Origin of the sequence: Streptococcus suis S735, assembly GCF_000294495.1 — a bacterium.
GTDB classification, from domain to species: Bacteria; Bacillota; Bacilli; order Lactobacillales; family Streptococcaceae; genus Streptococcus; species Streptococcus suis.
The window spans coordinates 692,297-714,880 of the sequence record NC_018526.1 but is presented as its reverse complement, the minus strand read 5'-3'; the positions used below and the strand labels follow the sequence as shown (position 1 = coordinate 714,880).

19 protein-coding genes and 1 riboswitch are annotated in these 22,584 nt (G+C 41.2%); of the genes, 1 reads left to right on the top strand and 18 read right to left on the bottom strand.

What is annotated here, in order from left to right:
* Nucleotides 1-3: 3 nt before the first annotated feature.
* The 10 genes from YYK_RS03525 to YYK_RS03480 all read right to left on the bottom strand — a co-directional run bounded on the left by YYK_RS03525 (nucleotide 4) and on the right by YYK_RS03480 (nucleotide 10,394).
* Nucleotides 4-585: an ECF transporter S component gene (locus YYK_RS03525; RefSeq protein ID WP_223375669.1), complete on the bottom strand. Its 582-nt coding sequence runs from the start codon at nucleotides 583-585 to the stop codon at nucleotides 4-6.
* A gap of 34 nt (nucleotides 586-619) precedes the next feature.
* Entirely contained in the window at nucleotides 620-1,366 is a 747-nt protein-coding gene (locus YYK_RS03520) for a nucleoside phosphorylase (protein WP_011922794.1), read from the bottom strand.
* Nucleotides 1,367-1,377: 11 nt separating this feature from the next.
* Nucleotides 1,378-2,052: a Crp/Fnr family transcriptional regulator gene (locus YYK_RS03515; protein WP_012775629.1), complete on the bottom strand. Its 675-nt coding sequence runs from the start codon at nucleotides 2,050-2,052 to the stop codon at nucleotides 1,378-1,380.
* A gap of 483 nt (nucleotides 2,053-2,535) precedes the next feature.
* Nucleotides 2,536-3,225 carry a thiamine phosphate synthase gene (thiE, locus tag YYK_RS03510; RefSeq protein ID WP_011922792.1) on the bottom strand — a complete coding sequence of 230 codons (690 nt, stop codon included), beginning with the start codon at nucleotides 3,223-3,225 and terminating at the stop codon, nucleotides 2,536-2,538.
* A complete protein-coding gene (gene thiM / locus YYK_RS03505; RefSeq protein ID WP_011922265.1) occupies nucleotides 3,218-4,003 on the bottom strand; it encodes a hydroxyethylthiazole kinase in 786 nt (261 codons plus the stop codon). Before thiM ends, thiE begins: the two co-directional genes overlap by 8 nt.
* 4 nt (nucleotides 4,004-4,007) lie before the next feature.
* Complete coding sequence (gene thiD, locus YYK_RS03500; RefSeq protein ID WP_011922264.1) at nucleotides 4,008-4,805, bottom strand: bifunctional hydroxymethylpyrimidine kinase/phosphomethylpyrimidine kinase; 798 nt, start codon at nucleotides 4,803-4,805, stop codon at nucleotides 4,008-4,010.
* On the bottom strand, nucleotides 4,802-5,449 hold the full coding sequence (locus YYK_RS03495) for an HAD family hydrolase (RefSeq protein ID WP_011922263.1): 648 nt from the start codon (nucleotides 5,447-5,449) through the stop codon (nucleotides 4,802-4,804). The genes thiD and YYK_RS03495 overlap by 4 nt, the downstream gene beginning before the upstream one ends.
* A 334-nt stretch (nucleotides 5,450-5,783) precedes the next feature.
* A riboswitch (TPP riboswitch) is annotated at nucleotides 5,784-5,873 on the bottom strand.
* Between the two features lie 62 nt (nucleotides 5,874-5,935).
* Entirely contained in the window at nucleotides 5,936-8,215 is a 2,280-nt protein-coding gene (gene pcrA / locus YYK_RS03490; RefSeq protein WP_011922262.1) for a DNA helicase PcrA, read from the bottom strand.
* 288 nt (nucleotides 8,216-8,503) lie between these two features.
* The gene (nox, locus tag YYK_RS03485) at nucleotides 8,504-9,871 is read right to left on the bottom strand and encodes a H2O-forming NADH oxidase (RefSeq protein ID WP_012775051.1); all 1,368 of its coding nucleotides are present in this window, start codon (nucleotides 9,869-9,871) and stop codon (nucleotides 8,504-8,506) included.
* A gap of 184 nt (nucleotides 9,872-10,055) precedes the next feature.
* Nucleotides 10,056-10,394, bottom strand: coding sequence for an ATP cone domain-containing protein (locus YYK_RS03480; RefSeq protein ID WP_002935455.1), 339 nt, complete (start codon nucleotides 10,392-10,394; stop codon nucleotides 10,056-10,058).
* Nucleotides 10,395-10,560: 166 nt separating this feature from the next.
* On the opposite strand from YYK_RS03480, the gene pepF reads away from it, so the two are divergent.
* Nucleotides 10,561-12,351: an oligoendopeptidase F gene (pepF, locus tag YYK_RS03475; RefSeq protein ID WP_011922259.1), complete on the top strand. Its 1,791-nt coding sequence runs from the start codon at nucleotides 10,561-10,563 to the stop codon at nucleotides 12,349-12,351.
* A 24-nt stretch (nucleotides 12,352-12,375) separates the two neighbouring features.
* Here the strand turns inward: pepF and YYK_RS03470 are convergent, their stop codons facing one another.
* From YYK_RS03470 to dapA, 8 genes are all read right to left on the bottom strand, one after another.
* Nucleotides 12,376-12,768: an alpha/beta hydrolase gene (locus YYK_RS03470; RefSeq protein WP_011922258.1), complete on the bottom strand. Its 393-nt coding sequence runs from the start codon at nucleotides 12,766-12,768 to the stop codon at nucleotides 12,376-12,378.
* 222 nt (nucleotides 12,769-12,990) lie between these two features.
* Complete coding sequence (locus YYK_RS03465) at nucleotides 12,991-13,941, bottom strand: 2,6-dichloro-p-hydroquinone 1,2-dioxygenase (RefSeq protein ID WP_011922256.1); 951 nt, start codon at nucleotides 13,939-13,941, stop codon at nucleotides 12,991-12,993.
* A gap of 131 nt (nucleotides 13,942-14,072) precedes the next feature.
* Nucleotides 14,073-14,780, bottom strand: a complete 708-nt coding sequence (locus YYK_RS03460) for an MIP/aquaporin family protein (protein WP_012775050.1) — start codon at nucleotides 14,778-14,780, stop codon at nucleotides 14,073-14,075.
* A 13-nt stretch (nucleotides 14,781-14,793) separates the two neighbouring features.
* A complete protein-coding gene (glpO, locus tag YYK_RS03455) occupies nucleotides 14,794-16,623 on the bottom strand; it encodes a type 1 glycerol-3-phosphate oxidase (RefSeq protein WP_012775049.1) in 1,830 nt (609 codons plus the stop codon).
* A 75-nt stretch (nucleotides 16,624-16,698) separates the two neighbouring features.
* Complete coding sequence (gene glpK / locus YYK_RS03450; protein WP_014917235.1) at nucleotides 16,699-18,213, bottom strand: glycerol kinase GlpK; 1,515 nt, start codon at nucleotides 18,211-18,213, stop codon at nucleotides 16,699-16,701.
* A 229-nt stretch (nucleotides 18,214-18,442) separates the two neighbouring features.
* The gene (locus YYK_RS03445; protein ID WP_012775047.1) at nucleotides 18,443-19,906 is read right to left on the bottom strand and encodes an AcpB/EbpR/MafR family transcriptional regulator; all 1,464 of its coding nucleotides are present in this window, start codon (nucleotides 19,904-19,906) and stop codon (nucleotides 18,443-18,445) included.
* The gene (locus YYK_RS03440; RefSeq protein ID WP_011922251.1) at nucleotides 19,896-21,248 is read right to left on the bottom strand and encodes an FAD-dependent oxidoreductase; all 1,353 of its coding nucleotides are present in this window, start codon (nucleotides 21,246-21,248) and stop codon (nucleotides 19,896-19,898) included. Before YYK_RS03440 ends, YYK_RS03445 begins: the two co-directional genes overlap by 11 nt.
* A gap of 369 nt (nucleotides 21,249-21,617) precedes the next feature.
* Nucleotides 21,618-22,553: a 4-hydroxy-tetrahydrodipicolinate synthase gene (gene dapA, locus YYK_RS03435; protein ID WP_002935444.1), complete on the bottom strand. Its 936-nt coding sequence runs from the start codon at nucleotides 22,551-22,553 to the stop codon at nucleotides 21,618-21,620.
* Nucleotides 22,554-22,584 lie beyond the last annotated feature (31 nt).

Here is a 22,584-nt window from a genome sequence, read left to right as displayed (position 1 = left end):
TCCTTAATCTAGGTTCTTAATCACACTATTACTTTGGTAAAGCGATAGTAGACTCTTTGGTAAACTCTTATACAAGCTTAGCACAAGTAATAATACGACTATTTTATCTGGAATATCTACCACTATTTCATCCATAAACGATGCAAACCAAACTGGGAATTTTTGAGCTAATAGACCTGCATAAACCAAGTCTCCCCATAAATTTCCGGTTGTACCACCCCAAAAGATCATATTCAATGGCGTTGATACCAAGACTGCTGCAAATCCAGCAACAATTCCTGTAAATAAGGCACCCCTGATGTTCTTCATACTACCGTAATAAGCCAATAAACCGACTGCAATTCCTAGGGCTGCATTGGTTAAGGCATAAACTGTAGAAATCGGATCCACCGTTAATCCATAAATTAAATTATTCATAATTCCCACAACAGCACCTACAATTGGACCAGCCAAACAAGCCGATAAACAAGTTCCAATCGAATCTAACCAAAGTGGTAATTTGAGAACCCCCGCAATCAATTTACCAATATAATTAATCCCAACCCCTGCCGGAATCAACACTAAAGCTGCAGTATTAAACTTCAATGATAATGGATTATTATTTCTCCAATTCATGATTCTATCCTTTCCTTTGTTCTTCTAGCATCACAATCGCTTCCAATGTCGTAAGAATTTCATTTTTTTCACCTTGTGTCACACGATTTTCGCCAGACACATATTGGTTGATCTCATCTTTCAATTCACCATCATATAGTGCCACTGTATTTAAAATGGAGCCCGTTTTAATCCCACGTAGGCTACCAATAGTAAATAAAGCTGCACTTTCCATGTCTCCAGCTAATACACCTTTTTTAGACCAAAAATGATCAACTTCCAACTCATTATCAATATAAAAACTATCATGGCTTCTAGCAATTCCAACGTGATGGGCAAAACCTTGGTTCATAGCAGTTCCTCGTAAGGCAAATAAAACATCAGGGTCTGGAACCGCCGGAAAAATTGGATCAACATACGCCCTAGAAGTCCCCTCATCACGTACAGCCCCATTCAAAATGACCAAATCTCCCATCTGCATCTCCGGTTGCAATGCTCCACATGAGCCAATCCGAATCATACATTCCACACCGATACGTGCCAACTCTTCTACCGCGATTCCTGTTGAAGCACCCCCCATCCCTGTAGAGGTAACTAACACTGGAACCCCCTTATAGCTTCCACGCATTGTTTTGTGTTCACGATTGAATGCTATAAATTCTACACTATCTAAAAACTCTGCTACTCTGTCCACCCTCTGTGGATCGCCCGGCAATATGGCGTATCTTGCACCTTGTTCTATGTCACAACGAATATGTGGTTGTAGTACCATCTTTCTTTCTCCTAATCTAGTAAACTCGTTAAAGCTTGGTGGTCCAATAGTTGAATCTTACCATGACCTAAATCGATGATTTGCTTTTCTTTAAATTCTTTTAACAATCGATTGATACTCCGTTGGGTAACCGCCATCTCTTGACTCAATCTTTCCGAATTAAACTGTAATGATGCTAATTTTTTTCCTCCAAATTGCTCCAGCAAATAGTATGCAAGTCGCTGTCTAAGATCATATAGACTATTGCGCTTCATACGATTACACATACGATAGGAATTTTCACAAATCTTCTTAATAAACAAACTACTAAAGTTTTGATCTAATGCCATCCAACTCGAAAGTGTATCTTTATCTATTTCCAAAGCGATAATATCACCAACTCCTTTCACATAACTAATATACGGAACTTGTTGAAATATTTCCATTTCTCCAATCAAGTCACCAGACTGACTACAACAAAGAAAATATTTTTTCCCATTTTCCGATTCCGAGTAAACATTGACCCTCCCCTCAACAATAATATACATATACTGATAGATCTCCCCTTGCTCCAACTCAAATTCACCATCTTCGAATCTCTTGACATGTATTTTACGCAAGATTTCATATGGGCAAAGCTTTAGTAATGAATATACATCTGGATTCATCTCGATTATATCCAATAGTAGATGCATTTTCAAAATCATACACGCTCCTTTCTTTATTGTTACCACAACAATGATAACGCTTTCTTTTTTGCAAGTAAAGGAATTCCGTCCGATTCAATAGCAAAAAAACATATCCAATGTCATAATACACAAACATTTTAAGGACAAATGTCTTCTTGTTTTACGATTTGTTCCAGATTTCTAAGCCATACTTTATAAATAAATTTTGATAAAATCTTCCTAATTCCAAGAGCTTTTAAACTCTAATTTGTATTACTTAACTTCTACTCATTTCGAATGATGAATGTTTGTATTGCTAAATGCGGATTCCATTACAAAAGATGATTTAATTTTTTGTGAAGTAGTCAGATTTTCTGAAATATTTAACACTTATTTATATAACATAATAAAATTGCGCTATTTTTAAGGCTTTTGATTTTTGTAAAGTAGAAAAACTATTTTTCTTGCCACTAATATCAACTAAGAATTCGTTTTAATATCAAATGAAAAGACCCAAATTGATTAGGGATTTTTTAGTATTTGTTTATTAGATTCTACTTGATTAAATTTTAAAATCATTGCTTGCATCCCATCCACCAATATCTTGGTTGCTTTGTAGGGGTCTTCAGCATGGGAAATGGCTGAGATAACAGCTATGCCATCTGCACCTGCTTGGAGAACTTCCTTACAATCTTTAGCAGATAACCCTCCTATCGCAACCATGGGAATATCGGAATTGAGTTTCCTTAATTGCTTTAATCCATCCATTCCAATGGCTGGGCTAGCATCATCCTTAGATAGAGTAGGAAAAACAGGTCCGCTTCCGATATAATCAACTAGATCAATAGGCGAATTGAGGTATTCTTCTTTTGTTCCAACTGATAGTCCAATTATTTTCCCTGGGAAGAGCTGTCTCGCTTCTACTACTGACAAATCTTCCTGTCCAAGGTGTATTCCATCAGCATCAATGGCACGTGCTAACTCAACATCATCATTAATGATTAATGGAACCTGATAGCGGTGACACAGGTGTTGAACTTGTTTTGCCAACAGTAGTTTATCAGCCCCTGTTAAACCTTGCTCACCTTTTTCACGAAATTGAAAACAAGTGATTCCTGCCTGCAATGCCTTTTCCAGTACATCCAAAAATTTGCCTTTTGGACAATCTGACGTGCCACAAATAAAGTAAACTTGAAGCATTTTTCTATTCATAATGAATGACCTTTTTATTTTCTTCAACCTCTTCTGATTGGATTGCATAGAGGCTATTTATAAACTCAATCTGGAAGGTTCCTGGTAGTGAGGTTTTCTGCTCTGCCATTTCTCCAGCGATCGAATAAGCCGATAGGACCTCTTCCAAACAATCCAATAATGAATCCTCATCAGCCAGGTGAATAAAGGCAGCCAGAACTGCTCCCAGCAGGCATCCTGTCCCTGTCACTAGTGGCATTAACTCACTACCATTTTCCAAAATCCGAACCTGATGATTCACAGCGACAGCATCTTTTTTTCCTGTAATCACAACAGGAATTCCTAATTGTTGGTTGGCTCTGAGAGCAAGTTCACCTACATTGTCAATCTGAGCAGAATCTACCCCTTTCGTTTCAATACTTTCACCAATCAAGGCTGCAATTTCTCCTGCATTCCCACGAACGAGTGAAATAGTATGATGATGTAACAGATCCAAGGTAACTTTCTTGCGATAGGCACCAGCACCTGCCGCAACAGGATCTAAGACAGTAGGTACACCATATTTCTCAGCAATATCCAAGGCAGATTTGTATAGTTCCCAAGTTTCATTGGTCAAGGTTCCTGTATTAATCAATAACCCCTTTGTATAGGGAAGTAGATCCTCCAAATCTTCTGGATACTCGCTCATTGCAGGTGAGGCACCGAGAGCAAGTAAGCCATTAGCTGTAAAATTTTTGACTACATCATTCGTAATACAAATGGTCAAGGGATTTTGACTACGTAATTTTTCCAAATACATCTAGTTACTCTCCTCTGTAGGTGGTATGATTGACAGGACCATTTCCATGCCCCAGTTCTAGAGCAGTCTGAATTGCTTCTGTAATAAATCGTTTGGCAGTTTCGACTGCTTTTGCTACTGTCCGACCTTTCGCCAACTCTGCAGTAATGACTGCCGCGTAGGTACAACCTGTACCATGGGTATGGTTCGTAGAAATGCGTGCTGCACTGATGACACTAATCTCACCATCTTCTAAAAATAAGTAGTCAGATGCCGCCTTTGCCAGATGTCCACCCTTAATGACCACATTTTTTACCCCAAGTTCTTTCCGAATCCAACGGCCCGCATTCATGATGTCATTTTCACTTTTCAGTGTTCTACCGACTAGAACTTCTGCTTCCGGTAGATTCGGTGTAATGATGGTAGCAAGGGGCAGTAATTTTGTTTTCAGCGCTTTGATTGCATCCTCTTCAATCAAACGGTCTCCACTCGTTGCGACCATAACAGGATCCAAGACATATGGACACTTCTGTTTTGCAAGATAGCTTGCGACAAGCTCAATGGTCTCGACTTGTGCTAACATTCCAGTTTTTATTGCATCTGGAACAATGTCCTGAAAGACACTTTTCAATTGTTCTTCTAAAATTTCCTGATCAAGATGACGAATTAGTTGCACCCCTTTGGTATTTTGAGCAACGACACTCGTCACGACTGCCATACCATAAACTGATCTAGCCTGAAAGCTCTTCAAATCAGCCATAATGCCTGCTCCGCCTGTTGGATCTGTTCCTGCTATTGATAATGCTACATGTAAAGATGTCATTTTCTATCCTCCAAAATTGGTATTAATTCACTTAATTGCTTGATGCTAACTATACCTGTATTCTCATCAGAAAAAGGGGAATTTGGATGTTCTATATAAACTCCCGCTATTCCTAACTCATGTCCAATACAAAGATTGTTCTTATTATCCTCGACCATTACGATATTGGCTGGATCTATCCGTTCCTGATGTAGGATGAATTGGTAAAACTCCCTATTTTTATCGCTTCCAAACAGATTCAAACTGCTAAATAGTTTCACAAAATAGTTTGAAAGATGATGGGATGACAATCCTAGTTCAGCCAGCTCCAGATAGTTTGAAGTGACTGCGTACATGACTGCACCTTTTGCCTTCAATGTAGATAGGAGTTCATGCACACCATCCATCAAGGAAATATCTCTATATAGTGATTGCAGTTGATTCATTTTTTGCCTTTCAAGTTCATTCTCATCTAAGGAATTCTCCACAAGTTGCAATAAATACCCGTTGACATCTTCCATTGGAATACGCCAAAGTTCTTCCCTTATCTGCTGGGTATAAGCAACCCCGTGATGTTTCAAAATTCCTTGAACCACCTGATCCCAGACCCCATAGGAATCAAAGATAACGCCATCAAGGTCAAACCAAATGACCATTTTGTTCATCTATATCTCCTTTCTCTTTTTCTCGGTGAAAATGTAAATTGAAGGGGCTAAGGGGATTTGTGAAAATACTATTAATTGTATTAGCCTTATCATCAGTTTCGCCTTGTCGAACTCTACGAAAGTGACTTATTGCGCATATCTTATTTCCATCGTAGTATAGCCTCTAGGCTGGTCGAGCTACCTGCACTCAATTCCGTATTTCTGAGAACTCTTCATTCGACAATAGAAAAAACTCCATCTGATGGTTTATCAAATGGAGTTACACCTACGATGATTGATGACCAGTAAATACAGTATTCTATACTAGAATACAAATATAGTACTTGTCAACAAAATTTGTTGATACACATTTCCCTTCGGCAGTCCTAACTGCATCAGGTTCGATGGGTATAATCTCAGCCTCTTGGCACCCCAAATGTTCTATTCAATTTTACAAAAATACTTTATCATATTTTCGAGCTTACTGCAATTATTTTTTAACTAAATTTAATCTTCTTTACTTATCGGCGCTAAGCTTGCCAAGACTTTTTTGAGTCCCATATCAGGGAAATTGATTTTGAGTTCTTGATTGCTGCCTGAACCTGATACTTCAAGGACTGTTCCGCGGCCCCATTTCTTATGGACTGCGATGTCACCAACTGACCAGTTGGTGCCTGAGCTTGACGATTGGTTGCTTGATGCGAAGGGCATACTACCTCCGAGCTTGGCAGATGGTTGTACGGATGCTTTTCGACTTTGTAGGGCTTGTTGCAAGCTCATGCCTTGTCCAAACTGTGTCGCTCTGCCATTGACATAAGAAGCCTTAAAGCTAGTATTAGCTGGACGAGCGAGGCCTTGATAATCAAGCAAGTCACTGGAAATTTCTCGAATAAAGCGGCTTGGTTGGTTGTAGTTGGTGCGACCGAAAAGGAGTCGAGAATTGGCATTGGTCAGGTAGAGAGTCTGCTCAGCACGGGTGATGCCTACGTATGCCAAACGACGTTCTTCCTCCAATTCGTCCTCTTCTTCTGCTGCACGACTAAGTGGGAAGACATTTTCCTCCATACCAATCAAGAAGACAACTGGAAATTCCAGACCTTTGGCTGCGTGGAGGGTCATAAGAGTCACTTCTGAAGATTCTGTATCGCCATCATCTGTGTCAGCAATCAGGGCCAAATCAAGCAGGAAGCGTGTTAATTTATCTAGACCTGTCTCTTCTTCCTCAACATCCTTTTCATCAAAGTTTTTGGTAACAGAAAGGAATTCCTGGATGTTTTCAATGCGGGCATTTGCTTCCAGGGTATTTTGTGCTGCAAGGGCATCGATGTAGCCTGTTTGGTTCAATACTGCCTCGACTACTTGGGTAACCGTCAAGTTGTCTAATTGATTGCGAAGATTATAGAGGAGATTGGCTAGGTCAAAGACTGCCTGCGCTGCCTTGCCCTTGACTGGTGACAACATAATATCCTGAGAAGCTTCTAGCAAGGACATACTGTGGCTGGTCGCAAAATCACGGAGTTTGTCAACCGTACCAGGTCCAACGCCACGTTTGGGCTCATTGACAATGCGTTCATAGGAGATATTATCCGATGGATTTGCAATGATATTCAAATAAGAAATCACATCCCGGATTTCCTTACGGCTGTAGAACTTGGTTCCTCCAACCATGGTATAAGGGATATTAGATTTGAGCAGGGCTTCTTCAATGGTACGTGATTGGGCATTGGTACGGTAGAGAACTGTAAAATCCTTATAAGCCTTGCCTTCTCGGTGCAACTGGTCAATCTGCCCTGCGACAAAAATCGCCTCGTCATTCTCATCTCTGGCACGATAGTAAGTAATCAAATCCCCTTGGGCATTCTGTGTCCAGAGTTTTTTGGGACGTCGATTGCGGTTGTTTTCGATGACCTCATTGGCAGCCTGCAAGACGTTCTTGGTCGAACGATAGTTTTCCTCCAAAAGCACAACCTTGCTCTCTGGATAGTCCTTTTCAAAGTCCAGGATATTTTGCATATCCGCACCACGCCAACCATAGATAGACTGGTCCGCATCTCCGACCACGCAGATATTCTTGAAACGTGATGCCAGGAGCTTGACTAATTGGTACTGGGCATGGTTGGTATCCTGATACTCATCGACATGGATATACTGGAATTTCTGCTGGTAATAGGTCAGGACCTCTGGATTTTGGTCAAAAAGGCGGAGCGTCAACATAATCAAATCATCAAAGTCAACGGCCTCTGACTGTCTTAGTTCCTTTTGATAAGCCGTGTAGCATTTAGCAACAATCTGCGTGTATAGGTCGCCTGCCTGCGCTTCAAATGCCTTGTCATCAATCAAGTCGTTTTTGGCATTGGAAATGGTGCCCAGGATAGAACGTTCACTCCACTTTTTCGGATCTAGATTGAGATTTTTTAAAATCCGTTTCATGAGACTGCGTTGCTCACCTGGATCGACAATCGTAAAATTGCGATTGTAACCGATATGGTCAGCATCCCGACGCAAAATCCGCACACACATGGAGTGGAAGGTAGCTATCAAACAGGCTTGCGTGGCAGGATTGAGGGCATAGGCCCGCTCCTTCATCTCCCGTGCCGCCTTGTTGGTAAAGGTAATGGCTAGGATATTCCAAGGATTGACCATTTTTTCATCAATCAAATAAGCGATACGGTGGGTCAGGACTCGCGTCTTACCCGAACCAGCCCCTGCCATAATCAAAAGCGGACCTTCCGTCGTCTGTACCGCTTCTGCCTGTCTGTCATTCATTCCGTTTAATAATGGGTTCATTTTCTCATACTTTCTTAGAACATGTATTACAAGTGGAGTGCTTTTAAATAAGAGATAGTTTTTCGCTAATCAAGGCAGTTTTTTGAAGGAATACCGACTGTATTTTTTGAAAAACAAACGATGAATAGCTGAAAAACTAGGCTTAGATGGAAGTACTACACTGTGAATACAGGTTCGTTATAATCATTCTCTCCATTATACCAAAAAATCTCTCGATAGACAGTTCAATGTGATAGATGGCAAGCAAAAAAAGCCCAGAGTCATCTCTGAGCTTTTGTATTCAATTAATTATTCAGCACCCAAGGCAGCTACTGTGATGTAGTTGTATGGTTTGTTGAAGTGTGGCAAGAAGAACAAGTCTGTCAAGGCCAATTTTTCGATTGTTACACCTTCTTGGATTGCCAATGAGAAGAGGTGGATACCCAATGAGATGTCTTCACGAGCAGCCATTTGCGCACCAAGGATACGACGTGAATCTTTATCGTAAACAATCTTGATAGTGACAGGGAAGTTGCCGTGCTCCATGAATTCTGGTTTTTGGTTGTCTGTTACTTCAGTAACAGCAGCGTTCAAACCAAGACGAGTAGCTTTTTCAAGTGTCAAACCTGTTGATACAAGGTTAAGACCGTAGATAGAGATACCGTTAGAACCTTGTACACCGATACCTTCAAGGTCAGTGCCACAGATGTTGTGAGCTGCTACGATACCAGTACGTACTGCATTTGAAGCCAAAGCGATGTAGCTTGTATCGCCAGTAGCGTTGTCGTAGATTGTTGCACAGTCACCGATAGCGTAAACGCCTGGGATAGAAGTTTCTTGACGTTTGTTTACAAGGAAGGCACCATTACGGAAGCGCTCGATTCCTTCACCTGCAAGCGCAGTGTTTGGACGGAAACCAACAGCCAAGATAACCATGTCAACATCGTATTCGTTCTTGTCAGTGATGATTTTCTCAACTTTACCATTACCAGCAACTTCTTTAACAGTTTCGCCGAAGGCAAGTTTGATACCATGCTCTTCCAAGTTTTTAGCCATAAGGTCTGACAAGTCACGGTCATAGTACCCAGCCAAACATGTATCCACAACATCAATAAGTACTACTTCTTTACCTTTACGTTGGAATGCTTCCGCAAGCTCAACACCGATGTAACCAGCACCAACAACTGCGACGCGGTTGATGTCTTTGTTTTTCAATTTTTCAATAACATCTGCTGAGTTTTGGTACAATTTAACAAATTGCAAGTTTTCAAGAGTTGCTTCAAATTCAAGCGAACCTTCTTTGATTTCAGCTCCTTTGATTGGTGGTAAGATAGGTTGTGAACCAGTTGCGAAAAGAAGTTTTTCAAATGATTCAACATGTTCTTGACCATTTACAAGCGCTGTAACTGTTTTGGCATCATAGTCAATGTTTGTAACAGGTGACTCCATGTATACTGTCGCACCCAAGCTCTCCAACTCTTCTTTGTTTGAGTAGAAAAGTCCTTCAGGACCGCCAATTTGCTCACCGATCCACAAAGCCATACCACAACCCAAGAATGAAATATTTGAGTTTTGGTCAAATACAACGATTTCATTTTCTTGACCATAATTTGTCAACATAGTTTTGATTGCGGCAGTACCAGCATGGTTAGCACCGACAACAACGATTTTAGCCATAATGTAAAATCTCACTTTCGAAAATATATTTTTTTACGAACTATATTATACAATATAAATGTTACCGATTTCAAAAAATATGCTCAGAATATCACATTTTTTTCAAAAAGTTTTTGAAATGCTATTTTCTTTAAACAATGTAAAGATATATAAAAGCAAAAACCTAGATTTCTCTAGGTTTCTCTTAACGTACTTGTTCAAAACGCAGATGTACAATAATCTTATCGCCATAGCCGTTACGTTCTAAATCACGTTGCAAGCGATAGGAAATGTAATGCTCAGCAATAGAAATATACCCTGCATCTAAAAGACGATGTTCAACTTGCGACTGAACCATGCTAATCGTTGGTCGCTCTGTATGAGCTTCTTCCAAGTCAAGCACTACTTTCTTTGTGACCTGAGCAAGATTTTTCCGCCAAGTTTCATCAATGACATAGACTGTCTGTGCAGCTTTAATGATGGCTTGGTAGATTTTATCTGGATCAAATTCAACAATCTCTCCACTACGTTTAATGACTTGCATAAAAGCTCCTTTCTGGTTTTCAGTAAACCCTTTCATACTTACATTATCTAGGTTTTTGTGTATTTTGTCAAGTATTCTTTTTCATAAATTTTGCCTTGGCTTATTTTCGCTGAAAGCCCTTTAGTATGATATAATGGACCTATTAAAATGAAATAAGGAGAAAATCATGACAAATGCAATGCCTAAACGTCAAGAAATTGATGTGCAATTAACTTGGGATACGGACATTCTATTTCCGACCCCTGATAACTACAAAGAAAATTTGGCAGCCTACGCTAAGCAAGTGACAGCTTTCGAATCGAATTACAAAGGAAAGCTAACTGATAAGGATACCATCGTTTCCGCCTTAACAGAATACGAAAAAATCGTTATTCTTGATAGCAGACTTTCCCACTATGCCTTCCTTCCTTTGGAAGTCGATAAGATGAATACTGAATTGGCGAGCCTGGCCAACGAATACGACCTCGTTTCTGCCAAGGCACGTCCTCAACGAGATTTCCTCTATTCAGAACTTGGTCAATTAGATGAAGCCTTTCTACTTGAATTAAAAGAAGAACAACCACAATGGGCTGCATTCTTTGATGCTATTCTCCGTGACAAGCCGCATCAACTGCACCCACTTCAAGAAGAACTTTTATCAAATTTTGCACCAACATTTGGTCAGCCCTATAACAACTACGGTGTGACCAAGTTTGAAGATATGACATTTGAAAACTTCGAGGCAAATGGCGAAACGCTCGGCAATAGCTATGTGCTCTTTGAAAATGATTATGAGCTCAGCCATGATACCGAAATCCGTCGCAATTCAGCTGCTGGTTTCTATTCAACCTTGAAAAAATACAAGAATACAACTGCAGCAACTTATTTGTCTCATATCAAGAATGAGCAAATCGAAGCTCGCTTGCGTGGATTTGACAATACGATTGACTTCCTCTTGCATAGTCAAAATGTCTCTCGTGATCTCTTCGACCGTCAGATTGATGTCATCATGAAAGAATTGGCTCCTCACATGCGTCGCTATGTAAAATTGGTTGCTAAGGCTCATGGATTGGACAAGATCACACATGCTGACTTGAAAATCAGTCTACCATCTGAATACAACCAACGCATCACACCTGAAGAATCCAAACAATTCTTGATTGACTGCCTGGGCATTCTTGGTGAAGATTATGTGAAAATGATTGAACAATCATTTGATGAGCGTTGGATTGACTTTGCTCAAAACGAAGGTAAGGCTACTGGTGGCTTCTGTGCTACTCTTTACGATGGACCATCTTACATCCTACTTTCATGGACAGGCTTGATGAACGAGGTCTTGGTATTGGCTCACGAATTGGGACATGCTGGTCATTTCCAATTGGCTAAGAAACAAAGTGTCCTTAGCTACGATCCATCCCTCTACTTCATCGAGGCGCCTTCTACTGCAAATGAAGTCTTGACATGTAACACCCTTTTGAAAAACAACCAAGACCCTGGCTTCCAGGCTTACTTGATTAGCGAGTTGATCAGCCGTACTTACTTCCACAACATGGTCACTCACTTGCTTGAAGCAGCCTTCCAACGTGAAGTCTACACTCGTTTGGACAATGAAGAATACCTCAACGGTGATATTCTCTGCCAAATCAAGTTGGATGTCATCAAGGAATTCTGGGGTGAAGACTTTGAAATCGGTGACGATGCAGGTCTTATCTGGATGCGTCAACCACACTACTACATTGGTTTGTATCCATATACCTACTCAGCTGGTTTGACCATCGGTACGGCTATGGCGAAACAATTGGAAGAACATCCTGAAGAAGTTGTTGAAAAATGGTTGGAAACCTTGTCACTCGGTGCAAGTCTTTCTGCCCAAGACCTTGCTAAGCACGCAGGTGTTGACGTTTCAACTGACCAACCACTCAAAGAAACCATTGCCTATGTTGGTTCATTGGTGGATAAATTGGAAACACTAATCTAAGACACATAAAAGACTTGAACTTGTTCAGGTCTTTTTGTCTATTCTTTCTTGATACCAATTTCCCACGTAGGTCAATTCATCCTGACTTAAAAAATGTCCCTTGTCAAAACGAACTAGGTTGGCTCTGGGAAAAGCTGACGCTTGCCAGTCATCTACAAGATGTTCAAGAGCGACTTGGTCGACGAGTTGGTCATTCTGCCCCAGTGTAAATAAAATCTCTGCTCTGCTATTTTCCATAGGAAAAGCGTAATCTAAGGCCGAAGGGTGGAGCAAGATATAATTGTCCGCCAGGTTTGACTGCTTGGCCAACAAGCCCATGATAAAGTTAGCACCGTTTGAAAAACCTACGAAAGTAATCTGACGATAATCTCGGATGTCCAAGTCCTGCCAAAAATCCAGAAAAGCCGACAAGCGCATTTCAACATCGACAAGATCCAGCTGACCGTCAATGAGAGGTGCAAAGAAACGCCTTTCCCTGCCTTGACCCCAACTTCCATCTAAGGAAAGGACAAAAGCTTCTGGATCCAGCTGTTAGCGAAGAAAGAGCATGGATTCCTTGTTGCCACCTGTGCCGTGGAAAAAGACCAAAAGACTGGGACTGGTCCCTTTGATAAAGCGATAATCCATACTTCATTTCTCCTAATAACGTTGGGAGAGATTTTTTTCGATTTCCTGTCTATCCTCTTCAAAGAAACTTGGCAAAAATAGGTCTACCTGATCCAACTCTTCATTCTGAGCTGGCATTTCCGATTCGCGCTCACCAGTCATGGTTGCCACCTCAAACATAAGGTAATTTGGCGCTCGGAAGTACAAGGAATGAATGAAATCTCGATTAATGATACCAGAATGTGGACGATTGATGAGATTTAAGCGACTAATCAGGTCTTCCAAGTCGGACTCATCTAAGACACCAAATGCGATATGATGAATGGCCCCGACTCCCATAACGCTGATTGGCGACTCTTGGTCAAGTATCAAATAAAGTCGATGTTGGAAGGTGTTATCAAAGAGAAGAGAAATCACTATCTTATCCTCAAAGACAAATCGACTTTCCTCAACAAATCCGAAGGTTTCTGTCAGCAAACTTAGTAATGCCTTTTCTTCACGTATTCGCATGTGAAGACTGGCAATGCCAAGAATAGCGTATTCCGACGGAATTTCATCTATTTTATACGGAAACATTTCTCCGATAGCGTTATGATAGGTCAAGCCAAGCAACTGGCCATCTTCATCTTGGAAATTCAGAATATGCCCATTTCCAAAAGCCTGAATTCCTTCATTCTCCACTTCAAACTCTGTCAGTCTTTTCTGCCAGAATTCTAATGCCTCAAAATTTTTTACCAGAAAAACAGTTCTTTCCAAACGATTGGTTCCGTTTCGATGATTGGGATGGTTAGGCATATCAAAAATGGTAAATTCCGTTCCATAGCGGCCCTCTTCATCACCGAAAAAGAGATGATACATGCTTGAATCTTCTTGATTGACAGTTTTCAAGGTCAATTTTAAGCCGAGAATATGATGATAAAAATGATAGGCTTGGTGTATGTTTCCTACCAAGCTTGAAATGTGATGAATACCTGTATTGTTCATAAGATGACCTCACTGATGTTGATAGACATATTTTATCACTAATTATTGATAAATAAAAATCTTTTGCTCACGATTGACAGCCAAGTAATAAAAAACTTCCCTAACCATTGCTGATTAGAGAAGGATATTTTTTAAAAAATGAGACCATAAAGGAGAGCCGCAAGCAAGCCTCCGATGATTGGACCAACTACTGGTACCCATGCATAGCCCCAATCCGAATCTCCCTTGTGCTTCAATGGAAGGATGGCATGCATGATACGAGGACCAAGATCACGCGCAGGGTTTAGGGCATATCCTGTTGGACCACCAAGAGAAACTCCGAGTGAGACAATCAAACCACCGACGATTAAAGTGCCAATCCCTGTTGGAAAATCATACTGACCGAAAGCCAGTAATCCCAAGACCAAAACAAAGGTTCCGATTGCTTCGCTAATTGTATTAGAAACAAGGTTGCGGATGGCAGGTCCAGTAGAGAAAGTTGCCAACACAGCACCAGTGTCTTCTGTTGCATCGTAGTGATCTTTGTACATGAGGTAGACCAAGATACTTCCGATAAAGGCTCCGATAAATTGAGCAAGGATGTAAGGGACTACAGAAGCCCATGGGAGATTTCCTGCAAAGGCCATTGCAATTGATACAGCTGGGTTGAGGTGGGCAGTTCCCAATAAACCACTCACAAAAGCTGCCATGGCTACTGCTAGACCCCAACCAATTGTGATTACAATCCAACCAGCATCCTTGGCCTTACTCTTATCTAGTACTACTCCTGCTACCACACCATTACCTAGTAAGACAAGTAAGGTGGTTCCCAACACTTCACCGATTAATTCATTTGTCATCATGCACCTCTTTCTATTTTTCTTTCAAATAGGTCAAATCATTCTTAACAAGTGTATCTGCCAACAATTGTTTCTGTTGAGCAACTTCTTCCTCTGACCAAGCATAATAAGCTGCCATTTCCTTAATGATTTCAAGCGCAACTGCATCCAACTGCTCACGCATAAAGAGCATGTAGTTGGTACGACGAAGAAGATAGTCAACTGCAGTCAAGGTCATCTCTTCCTTCATAGCATAGTGAAGGGAAAGCAAATCACGCTTGTTCAAGCCAGAAACGGCTTCTACTTTATGGTTTAATACAAAGACTTTTGGAGCATTTGAACCGTACAAGTTTGCCAAGTAAAGGGCGTCATCATAAAGGAGACCTTTCTTCACACCTAGTTGAGCAAGATGTTCAATTTCTTCTGCTACGTTTGCAGGGTTCAATTCACCACCAGAGACTGGATAGGTCTTAGAATTGATGAGTTTGAAGCTGCGACCATGTTCTTCTTTGAGAATGTCTGCCACTTTTTCAATTGCACCTTCCGCTATCTTACGGAAGTCAGTAATCTTACCACCAGCAAGAGTCAGCAAACCATTGTCATCACGGTCAAGGGCAGAGCCACGTGATACAGCTGAAGGATCCAAGTGTTTTTCAGAAACGCTGCCTTCCAGATGGGTCAAATCATGTTCCACATCGTCACGTGTCTTTTCATTGTTCATATAACCTTTGACCGTTTCAATCAAGCTATTAAAGCTGTCATCGCTGAGCTTACCGTTGTTTCCACCATTGTAGTCAGAAGCACCATTTCCAGACAAGAGGGGACGAAGACCTGCCCAACCACTCTCAATGTCATCCAGGGTCAAGTTTGCTTCTGGGAAGCGATTGTTGACAATATCAAGCAGGTAGTCAACATCTTCTTGGGTTACCATTGGATTTGCCAAATCACCAGTATAGTCTGTATCAGTCGTACCAAAATAGGTTTTATTTTCACGCGGAAGGACAAAGACCATTCGACCATCCGCATGGCCAGTATCAAAGTAAGTCGGCTGTGGTACAGACAAGCGAGAGCTATCGACAACTAGGTGCACACCCTTGGTCGGACGCATCTGGAGAACGCCTGAACCTTCTCCACCCAGATTACGCACTTCATCACTCCATGGTCCTGTTGTATTGATGACCAAACGCGCACGGATTTCAAAGGTGCGGTCTGTCAGCAAATCACGAGCGACGATACCGACAACTTTTCCAGCATCATCTTTGATGAATTTCTCAGCTTTGGCACGGCTGGCAATCAAGGCACCATCCTTGGCTGCACGTTTGATATTTTCAATAACCAAACGAGCATCATTGTTGCGGAAATCAAGATAGACACCGCCACCAATCAATCCTTCTTGCTTCAAGTTTGGTTCGCGTTCAAGTACTTCTTCTCTTGTCAAGACCTTATTGGCCATATCGGTATTATTGACGCCAGCCAAGAGATCATACAAGTCCATGGCCACTTTCAAACGGAAGAGGCTGAAGGTAGAACCTGGCTCATCATAGACTGGTAAAAGCATTGGGTCTGGCTTTGGAATATGTGGGGCGATATTTTGTACTACAGCACGTTCAGATACGGTATCGGATACCACTTCCACGTCAAATTGTTTGAGGTAGCGAAGACCACCGTGGACCAATTTGGTTGAGCGACTGGAAGTTCCTTCTGCAAAGTCCTGCATTTCAATCAAGGCTGTTTCCATACCGCTTGCTGCTGCCTGCAAAGCCACACCTGCACCTGTAATACCACCCCCGATAATGAGGAGGTCAAGTTGACGATCCTGCATTCGCTCAATAGCTAAGCGTCTTGTTTCTTTTGAAAATTCCATACGATTCACTTCCTAACTTTCGAATAGGACTGTCTAGCAAGCAGAAATTCTTCTTTCCCCTAGCTAACAAGTCCTTTATTGCTCTTCATCCACTTCTGCAAATAGTTGAGTTGCTGCGACAGCTTTTTTCCATCCCTTGTAAAGTTGTTCTTTACGAGCTTCGTTCATGGTTGGTTGGAAGGATTGGCCGACAGCGTTGAGTTCTTTCAATTCATCCAAATCTTTCCAGAAACCAACTGCTAAACCTGCTAAGAATGCTGCTCCAAGAGCTGTAGTTTCAAGGTTTTGAGCGCGTGCGATTTCAATACCCAAAATATCTGCTTGGAATTGCATGAGGAGGCTGTGCATTGCTGCACCACCGTCAACCTTCAAGACAGAAATATCAATACCTGTATCCAATTGCATGGTGTCAATAACATCTCGAACTTGGTAGGCAATGGATTGAAGAGTTGCTTTGACGAAGTCTTCTTTAGTCGTACCACGAGTGAGACCAAAGACTGAGCCACGCGCATCTGAGTTCCAATACGGAGCACCAAGTCCTGTAAAGGCTGGAACAACATAGACTTCATCATTGCTGGTAGACTTACGAGCAAGCTCTTCTGACTCAGGTGATGTAGTCACCATTCGCATGCTGTCACGGAGCCATTGAACCGCCGAACCAGCGATAAAGATAGATCCTTCAAGCGCATAATAGACTTTGCCACCGATACCATAGCCAATTGTTGTGAGAAGGTTGTTCTGTGACAACTGCATCTCTTCACCTGTATTCATCACGATGAAGGAACCGGTTCCGTAAGTATTTTTCACCATACCTGGCTCAAATGCTAATTGTCCAAATAAGGCAGCCTGTTGGTCACCTGCCATGCCAGAGATTGGCACTTCTGCGCCATAGAAATGGAATGGAGCTGTTGTGCCGTAAACTTCAGAGTTTGAACGAACTTCTGGCAGCATGGCTTTTGGAATATTGAGAAGAGATAAAATTTCATCATCCCATTTCAACTCTTCAATGTTGTAGAGCATGGTACGAGCTGCGTTTGAATAATCCGTCACATGGCATTTCCCATCAGTCAATTTCCAAACCAACCAAGTATCAATGGTTCCAAAGAGAATCTCACCTTTTTCAGCACGTTCCTGCGCTCCAGGGACTTGATCTAAAATCCAACGAACTTTGGTTGCTGAGAAGTAGGCGTCGACTACTAGACCTGTCTTTTGATGAATCATATCTGCATGACCATCCGCCTTCAGCTGGTCAGCAATATGAGCTGTTTGACGAGATTGCCAGACAACGGCATTGTAGATTGGAAGACCTGTTTCCTTATCCCAGACAACGGTTGTTTCACGCTGGTTGGTAATACCAATTCCTTCAATCTGATCAGGACGAACACCGCTTTCGATAAAGGACCCTGCAATCACAGACTGAACAGAATTCCAAATTTCATTGGCGTTGTGTTCAACCCAACCTGGTTTAGGGAAAATTTGCGTAAACTCTTTTTGGTAACTGCCAACCTTTTCACCTTTTTTATTGAAGATAATGGCACGTGAACTTGTAGTTCCTTGGTCAATGGCCATGATATATTTTTCAGTAGACATAGGTCTCCCTCCTGTTTGTTTATCTTTTTTTGAAAACGCTTCCATTTTCTTGGTAATTCTATTCTAACCCATTCTTGTGAATTTTTCCTATCATTTTTTTCAAAAAAATAAAAAAATCTGATAAGCAGTGGCTAGAAAGATGATTCTATCAACTGTTATCAGAGTTTATAAAATAAATTTTTCAAGGTTAAATGCACTTACATTTTTCACAAAGACTATCTGACATCATCTAGCGATGCTCGATAGGAAAAGAAGTTTTGGTCGCCATAATCTCTGATTGACAGGACTTTTGATGATATATATCCTGTATCCATGCCTTTAATTGTACGATATCTTGGATTTTCAATCGATTTCCTAGGCAATAAACTGGAATGCTTGTATTTTCGAGGTAATCTGTAATAATCAAATCATAGTCATATCCTGCTTGATAGGGCTCAATAAGAACCTGACGATTGCCTTCTAACTTCTCCCTTAGTTGCAACAAGAGAGGATAGGATAGAACCTCATGTAGGGAAGAAGCAAAAGCAACCTTGACCTGTATAGGCTGGACCTGACCAAAATAAATATACAAATCCGCAATATTTGTCAGATAAGAGTTCCTTATTTTTTTATCGACTTTTCTATGAAAAACTGATTTATAGACGTCTTTTAGCAAGTCTTCTGCTTCTGAATAGAAACTAGAAGCTTCTACCTCTTCCAGTTCAACGGAAGAATAAAAGAAATATAGCTGGCTCATGATTTGGTTCAAATGATAGAGCGCTTCTTCTGAGACTGGTAAATTTCCCTCAAAATATAACCGTAATTTCTGAAGAGCCAAAGAGGTAGCTTCCATAATCGGTCCACCGAAACCAAGAACCTGCTCTAATTGATGCGGTACTAAAATAAAATGGCTAAACAGGAAAGCAAACAACGCCATAATTTCCCCTTCTTGGAAAGAGGTGGATTGTTGCTGACTTAGTGTAAAATACATCTTTCTCAAACGTCGGTAAAACTTATGTTCTTGATAGGGTTCCATCAATTTGTAAAGGTGCTTAAAATCTAGCTGTCGCAATCGAGAGCGTTGCTGTGAAATCATTAACCACAACAACAGACGATGGGCTTGCTTGGGATTTAGCGGCGATTGATAGAAGCGTTCGAAAACCGGCAATAAGGCCTCTATTTTCCCTAGCATAAACTCTTCTTGTAATTCCGCTCTCGTAGTAGTCAAACTCAACATTTGATGTAAAAAGTACCGTATTTGAAGCTCACTACCTTTTAGACGACCACTTTTGATTCCAATACCAAATTCTGCCAATATCTGGTTCAAAGAGGCAAGATGGCGATTCAGAGTCGCTTCGCTTATCAGCAATTCTTGAGCCAGCTGTTGAATAGAAACCTCTTCCTTATCAGATAAATAAACAATAATTTGATATTTGGTACTGGTTTGACAGAGATAGTCTAGGATACGATGAAGACTCAAACTGGCCTTTTTCTTCAAAAAGACCTTTTCATCTTCGAGTTGAAAAGAGAGTCCCAAGTCGGTTACTTCTGCTTCTTCATTGAAAGATACAATATAGCGAAAAAGAGTTAATTTTGACAATTCTAAATAGTGACAAATATCCTTTAGCGATGGCGCCTCTTTCCTATCTTCTAAGTAGAGGAGAAGCTGATAAATGGCGAGCTCACGCTTTTCCAATAAGGAATCAATCCGCATAGACACCCTCCCCATCAACCTGATAAAATTGCCGAATATACTCTTGAGCGGCCTCTACGATGAAGGGGACCAGAGGAGTATTTCCAGGAAGACAGAGCCAAGAATGTTCTACCAAGTCAAAGACGGTCAAATCCTTTGAAATCGCTAGAGACAGTACATCCATCTGTTCAATATAATCTGCAGTAGAAACGAGTTGCCCCCCTATGATGCGCCCACTCGTTTCTTCGACAATCAGCTTGAAATCTACTAAAGTTGGTTCCCACTGGCTATACGACCTTCTAATCCGAATCGATTTACTCTCCAACCACAAGCTCGCCTCACTCTCGGTCAAGCCAAGGCTAGTTATATAATAGCCAAATACATGACTAGAAACAATCCGCTGGGCTCTCTTAATAGGAGCAATCCTCTTTTGCAAATTTCGAGCAGCCATCCTCCCTGTCATAATCGCATGATGAATCATCGGAAGATATGCCTGTCCAAAATAATCTACTGGGAGACTGACCAAATCACCTACAGCAAAAATATTCTCTTGACTTGTTTCAAGAAACTCATCCACCCATACAGTCCCTTCTGCAATCACTTTTAGCCTGTCTTTCACTAGCTGAATATTGGGCGTCAAATTGGTGGATGGCAAGACTAAATCAGCTGGATAATTACCTGTGACTGTATGACAAACCAGCTGTTCTTCCTGAGTATCAATCGTTATCTGATTGACTGTTTCGGATAAATGAAGTTGGATTCCTCTTTTTTTCATCTCTTGACGAATCGGCGCAATCATATCCTCATCAACGTACTTTGCAAGGAGTGAATCTTGCGCCTCAAACACATGCAAATTCAAATCCAACTGGCTAAGGGCATCCAAGCTTTCCAAACCAATCTGTCCTGCTCCAATCACTGCAACTGTTTTTGCATTTGTCAATTTCTCTAGACTAGCTTGTGCTTGAGATAGCGTTTTTGAGCGAATTAGATAGTCTTGAAGTTCTTCCGTTCCCCATTCCCATGTTTGACTAGCTCCCATAGCCAATATTAGCCGGTCATAAATAATATCACCTATATCTTGATGATGCCGTATCTTTACCTTTCGCATTTCGGGATAAACTGCGAGACATTCTGTTTCAAAAAGACAAGAAATAGCTGCATGCTGCACCTCGCTGAACAAAGAAATCTTCGCTTCTTCCCAACCAGAAATTTTTCCTGCCACTTTCCAATTCAAGGTATTTGGAAAGTAAGCCACATCTTTTTCTCTATCAATTAGTGTTATTTGAGCATTCTGATACAATTTTCGACATTCTAAAGCTGCACTTAAACCAGCAAAGGAGGCGCCTATAATAACAATATTCATACTTAATCCTTTTATCGTTTTTAGTCATTATATCAAGAATGACCAAAAAATTGAAAAGGCTTGCAACTGAAAAGCACACCAGATAACTGATGTGCTTGTGTAAACTTAAATAAAACGAGGAAGATGGCCAGAAGCTCCTCTAGATTAATATTTTTCTAAACACCTCACTCTTTATGCCCTAACTCACGTTAAAATAGTCACTCCCCTGACTATCCTCGCTTTCGCATTTCTTGGCTCGGGTCTTCTATGGTCACTTTCATATTTCTTGGTGACCAGCTGAAACAGTTCCCCGAACTGTTTCACTCCCCCAGACATTGTTCGCTCTCTTATTTCAAGGCTCACGTTAAAATAGTCACTCCCCTGACTATTTTAATAATCCGGTCTTACGACTCCTGTCACAGTGGCTTTGGTCGCTTCGTAGTCGCCGTCCACTACGACTTTGATAATGCGTTTAGCATCTTCTTCTGGGCATGGAACCAACGGCAAGCGGAGTGGACCAACTTCAAATCCAAGGTAATTAAGAACCGCCTTAACTGGTGCAGGACTTGGATATGAGAAGAGGGCATTGACTTTCGGAATGAACTTGCGTTGAATAGCGGCTGCTGTTCGAATATCTTGTTGTTCGATGGCTGTAAACATTTCATACATCTCATCACCATTCGTGTGAGATGCAACAGAAATCACACCATCTGCTCCCAAGTTCATTGCATGGAAAGCATCGCCATCCTCACCTGTATAAATCAAGAAGTCTTCTGGTTTATGCTCAATTAGGTAAGCCATGTTAGCAAGGCTGGTACACTCTTTAACACCGATGATGTTTGGATGCTCAGCCAAACGCAACATGGTTTCTGGCGTCATTTCAACCACGACACGACCTGGGATATTGTAGATAATGATTGGCAAATCAGAGGCATCCGCAATAGCCTTGAAGTGCTGATACATTCCCTCTTGAGAGGGTTTGTTGTAGTAAGGCACGATAGCAAGACCTGCCGCAAAGCCGCCGAATGCCGCCACTTCTTTGGCAAACTCAATCGAGTCGCGCGTATCATTTGTACCGATACCTGCAATTAGGGGAACACGACCATTGACAATTTTTTGCACAGCACCAAATAGTTCCAGTTCTTCCTCGTGTGTCAGGGTTGGACTTTCGGCAGTTGTTCCTGCTAATAAAATCCCTTCTGTGTGATGGGACAACAGATGTTCAATCAATTCGGGTAAAACTTCAAAATTAATCGAACCATCTTCTTTGAAAGGGGTAATCATTGCTGTAATAATTTTTACATCACGTAAATCTTGAATAGACATAGGCTTCCTCTCTTACTGATTGTTGCTAAAA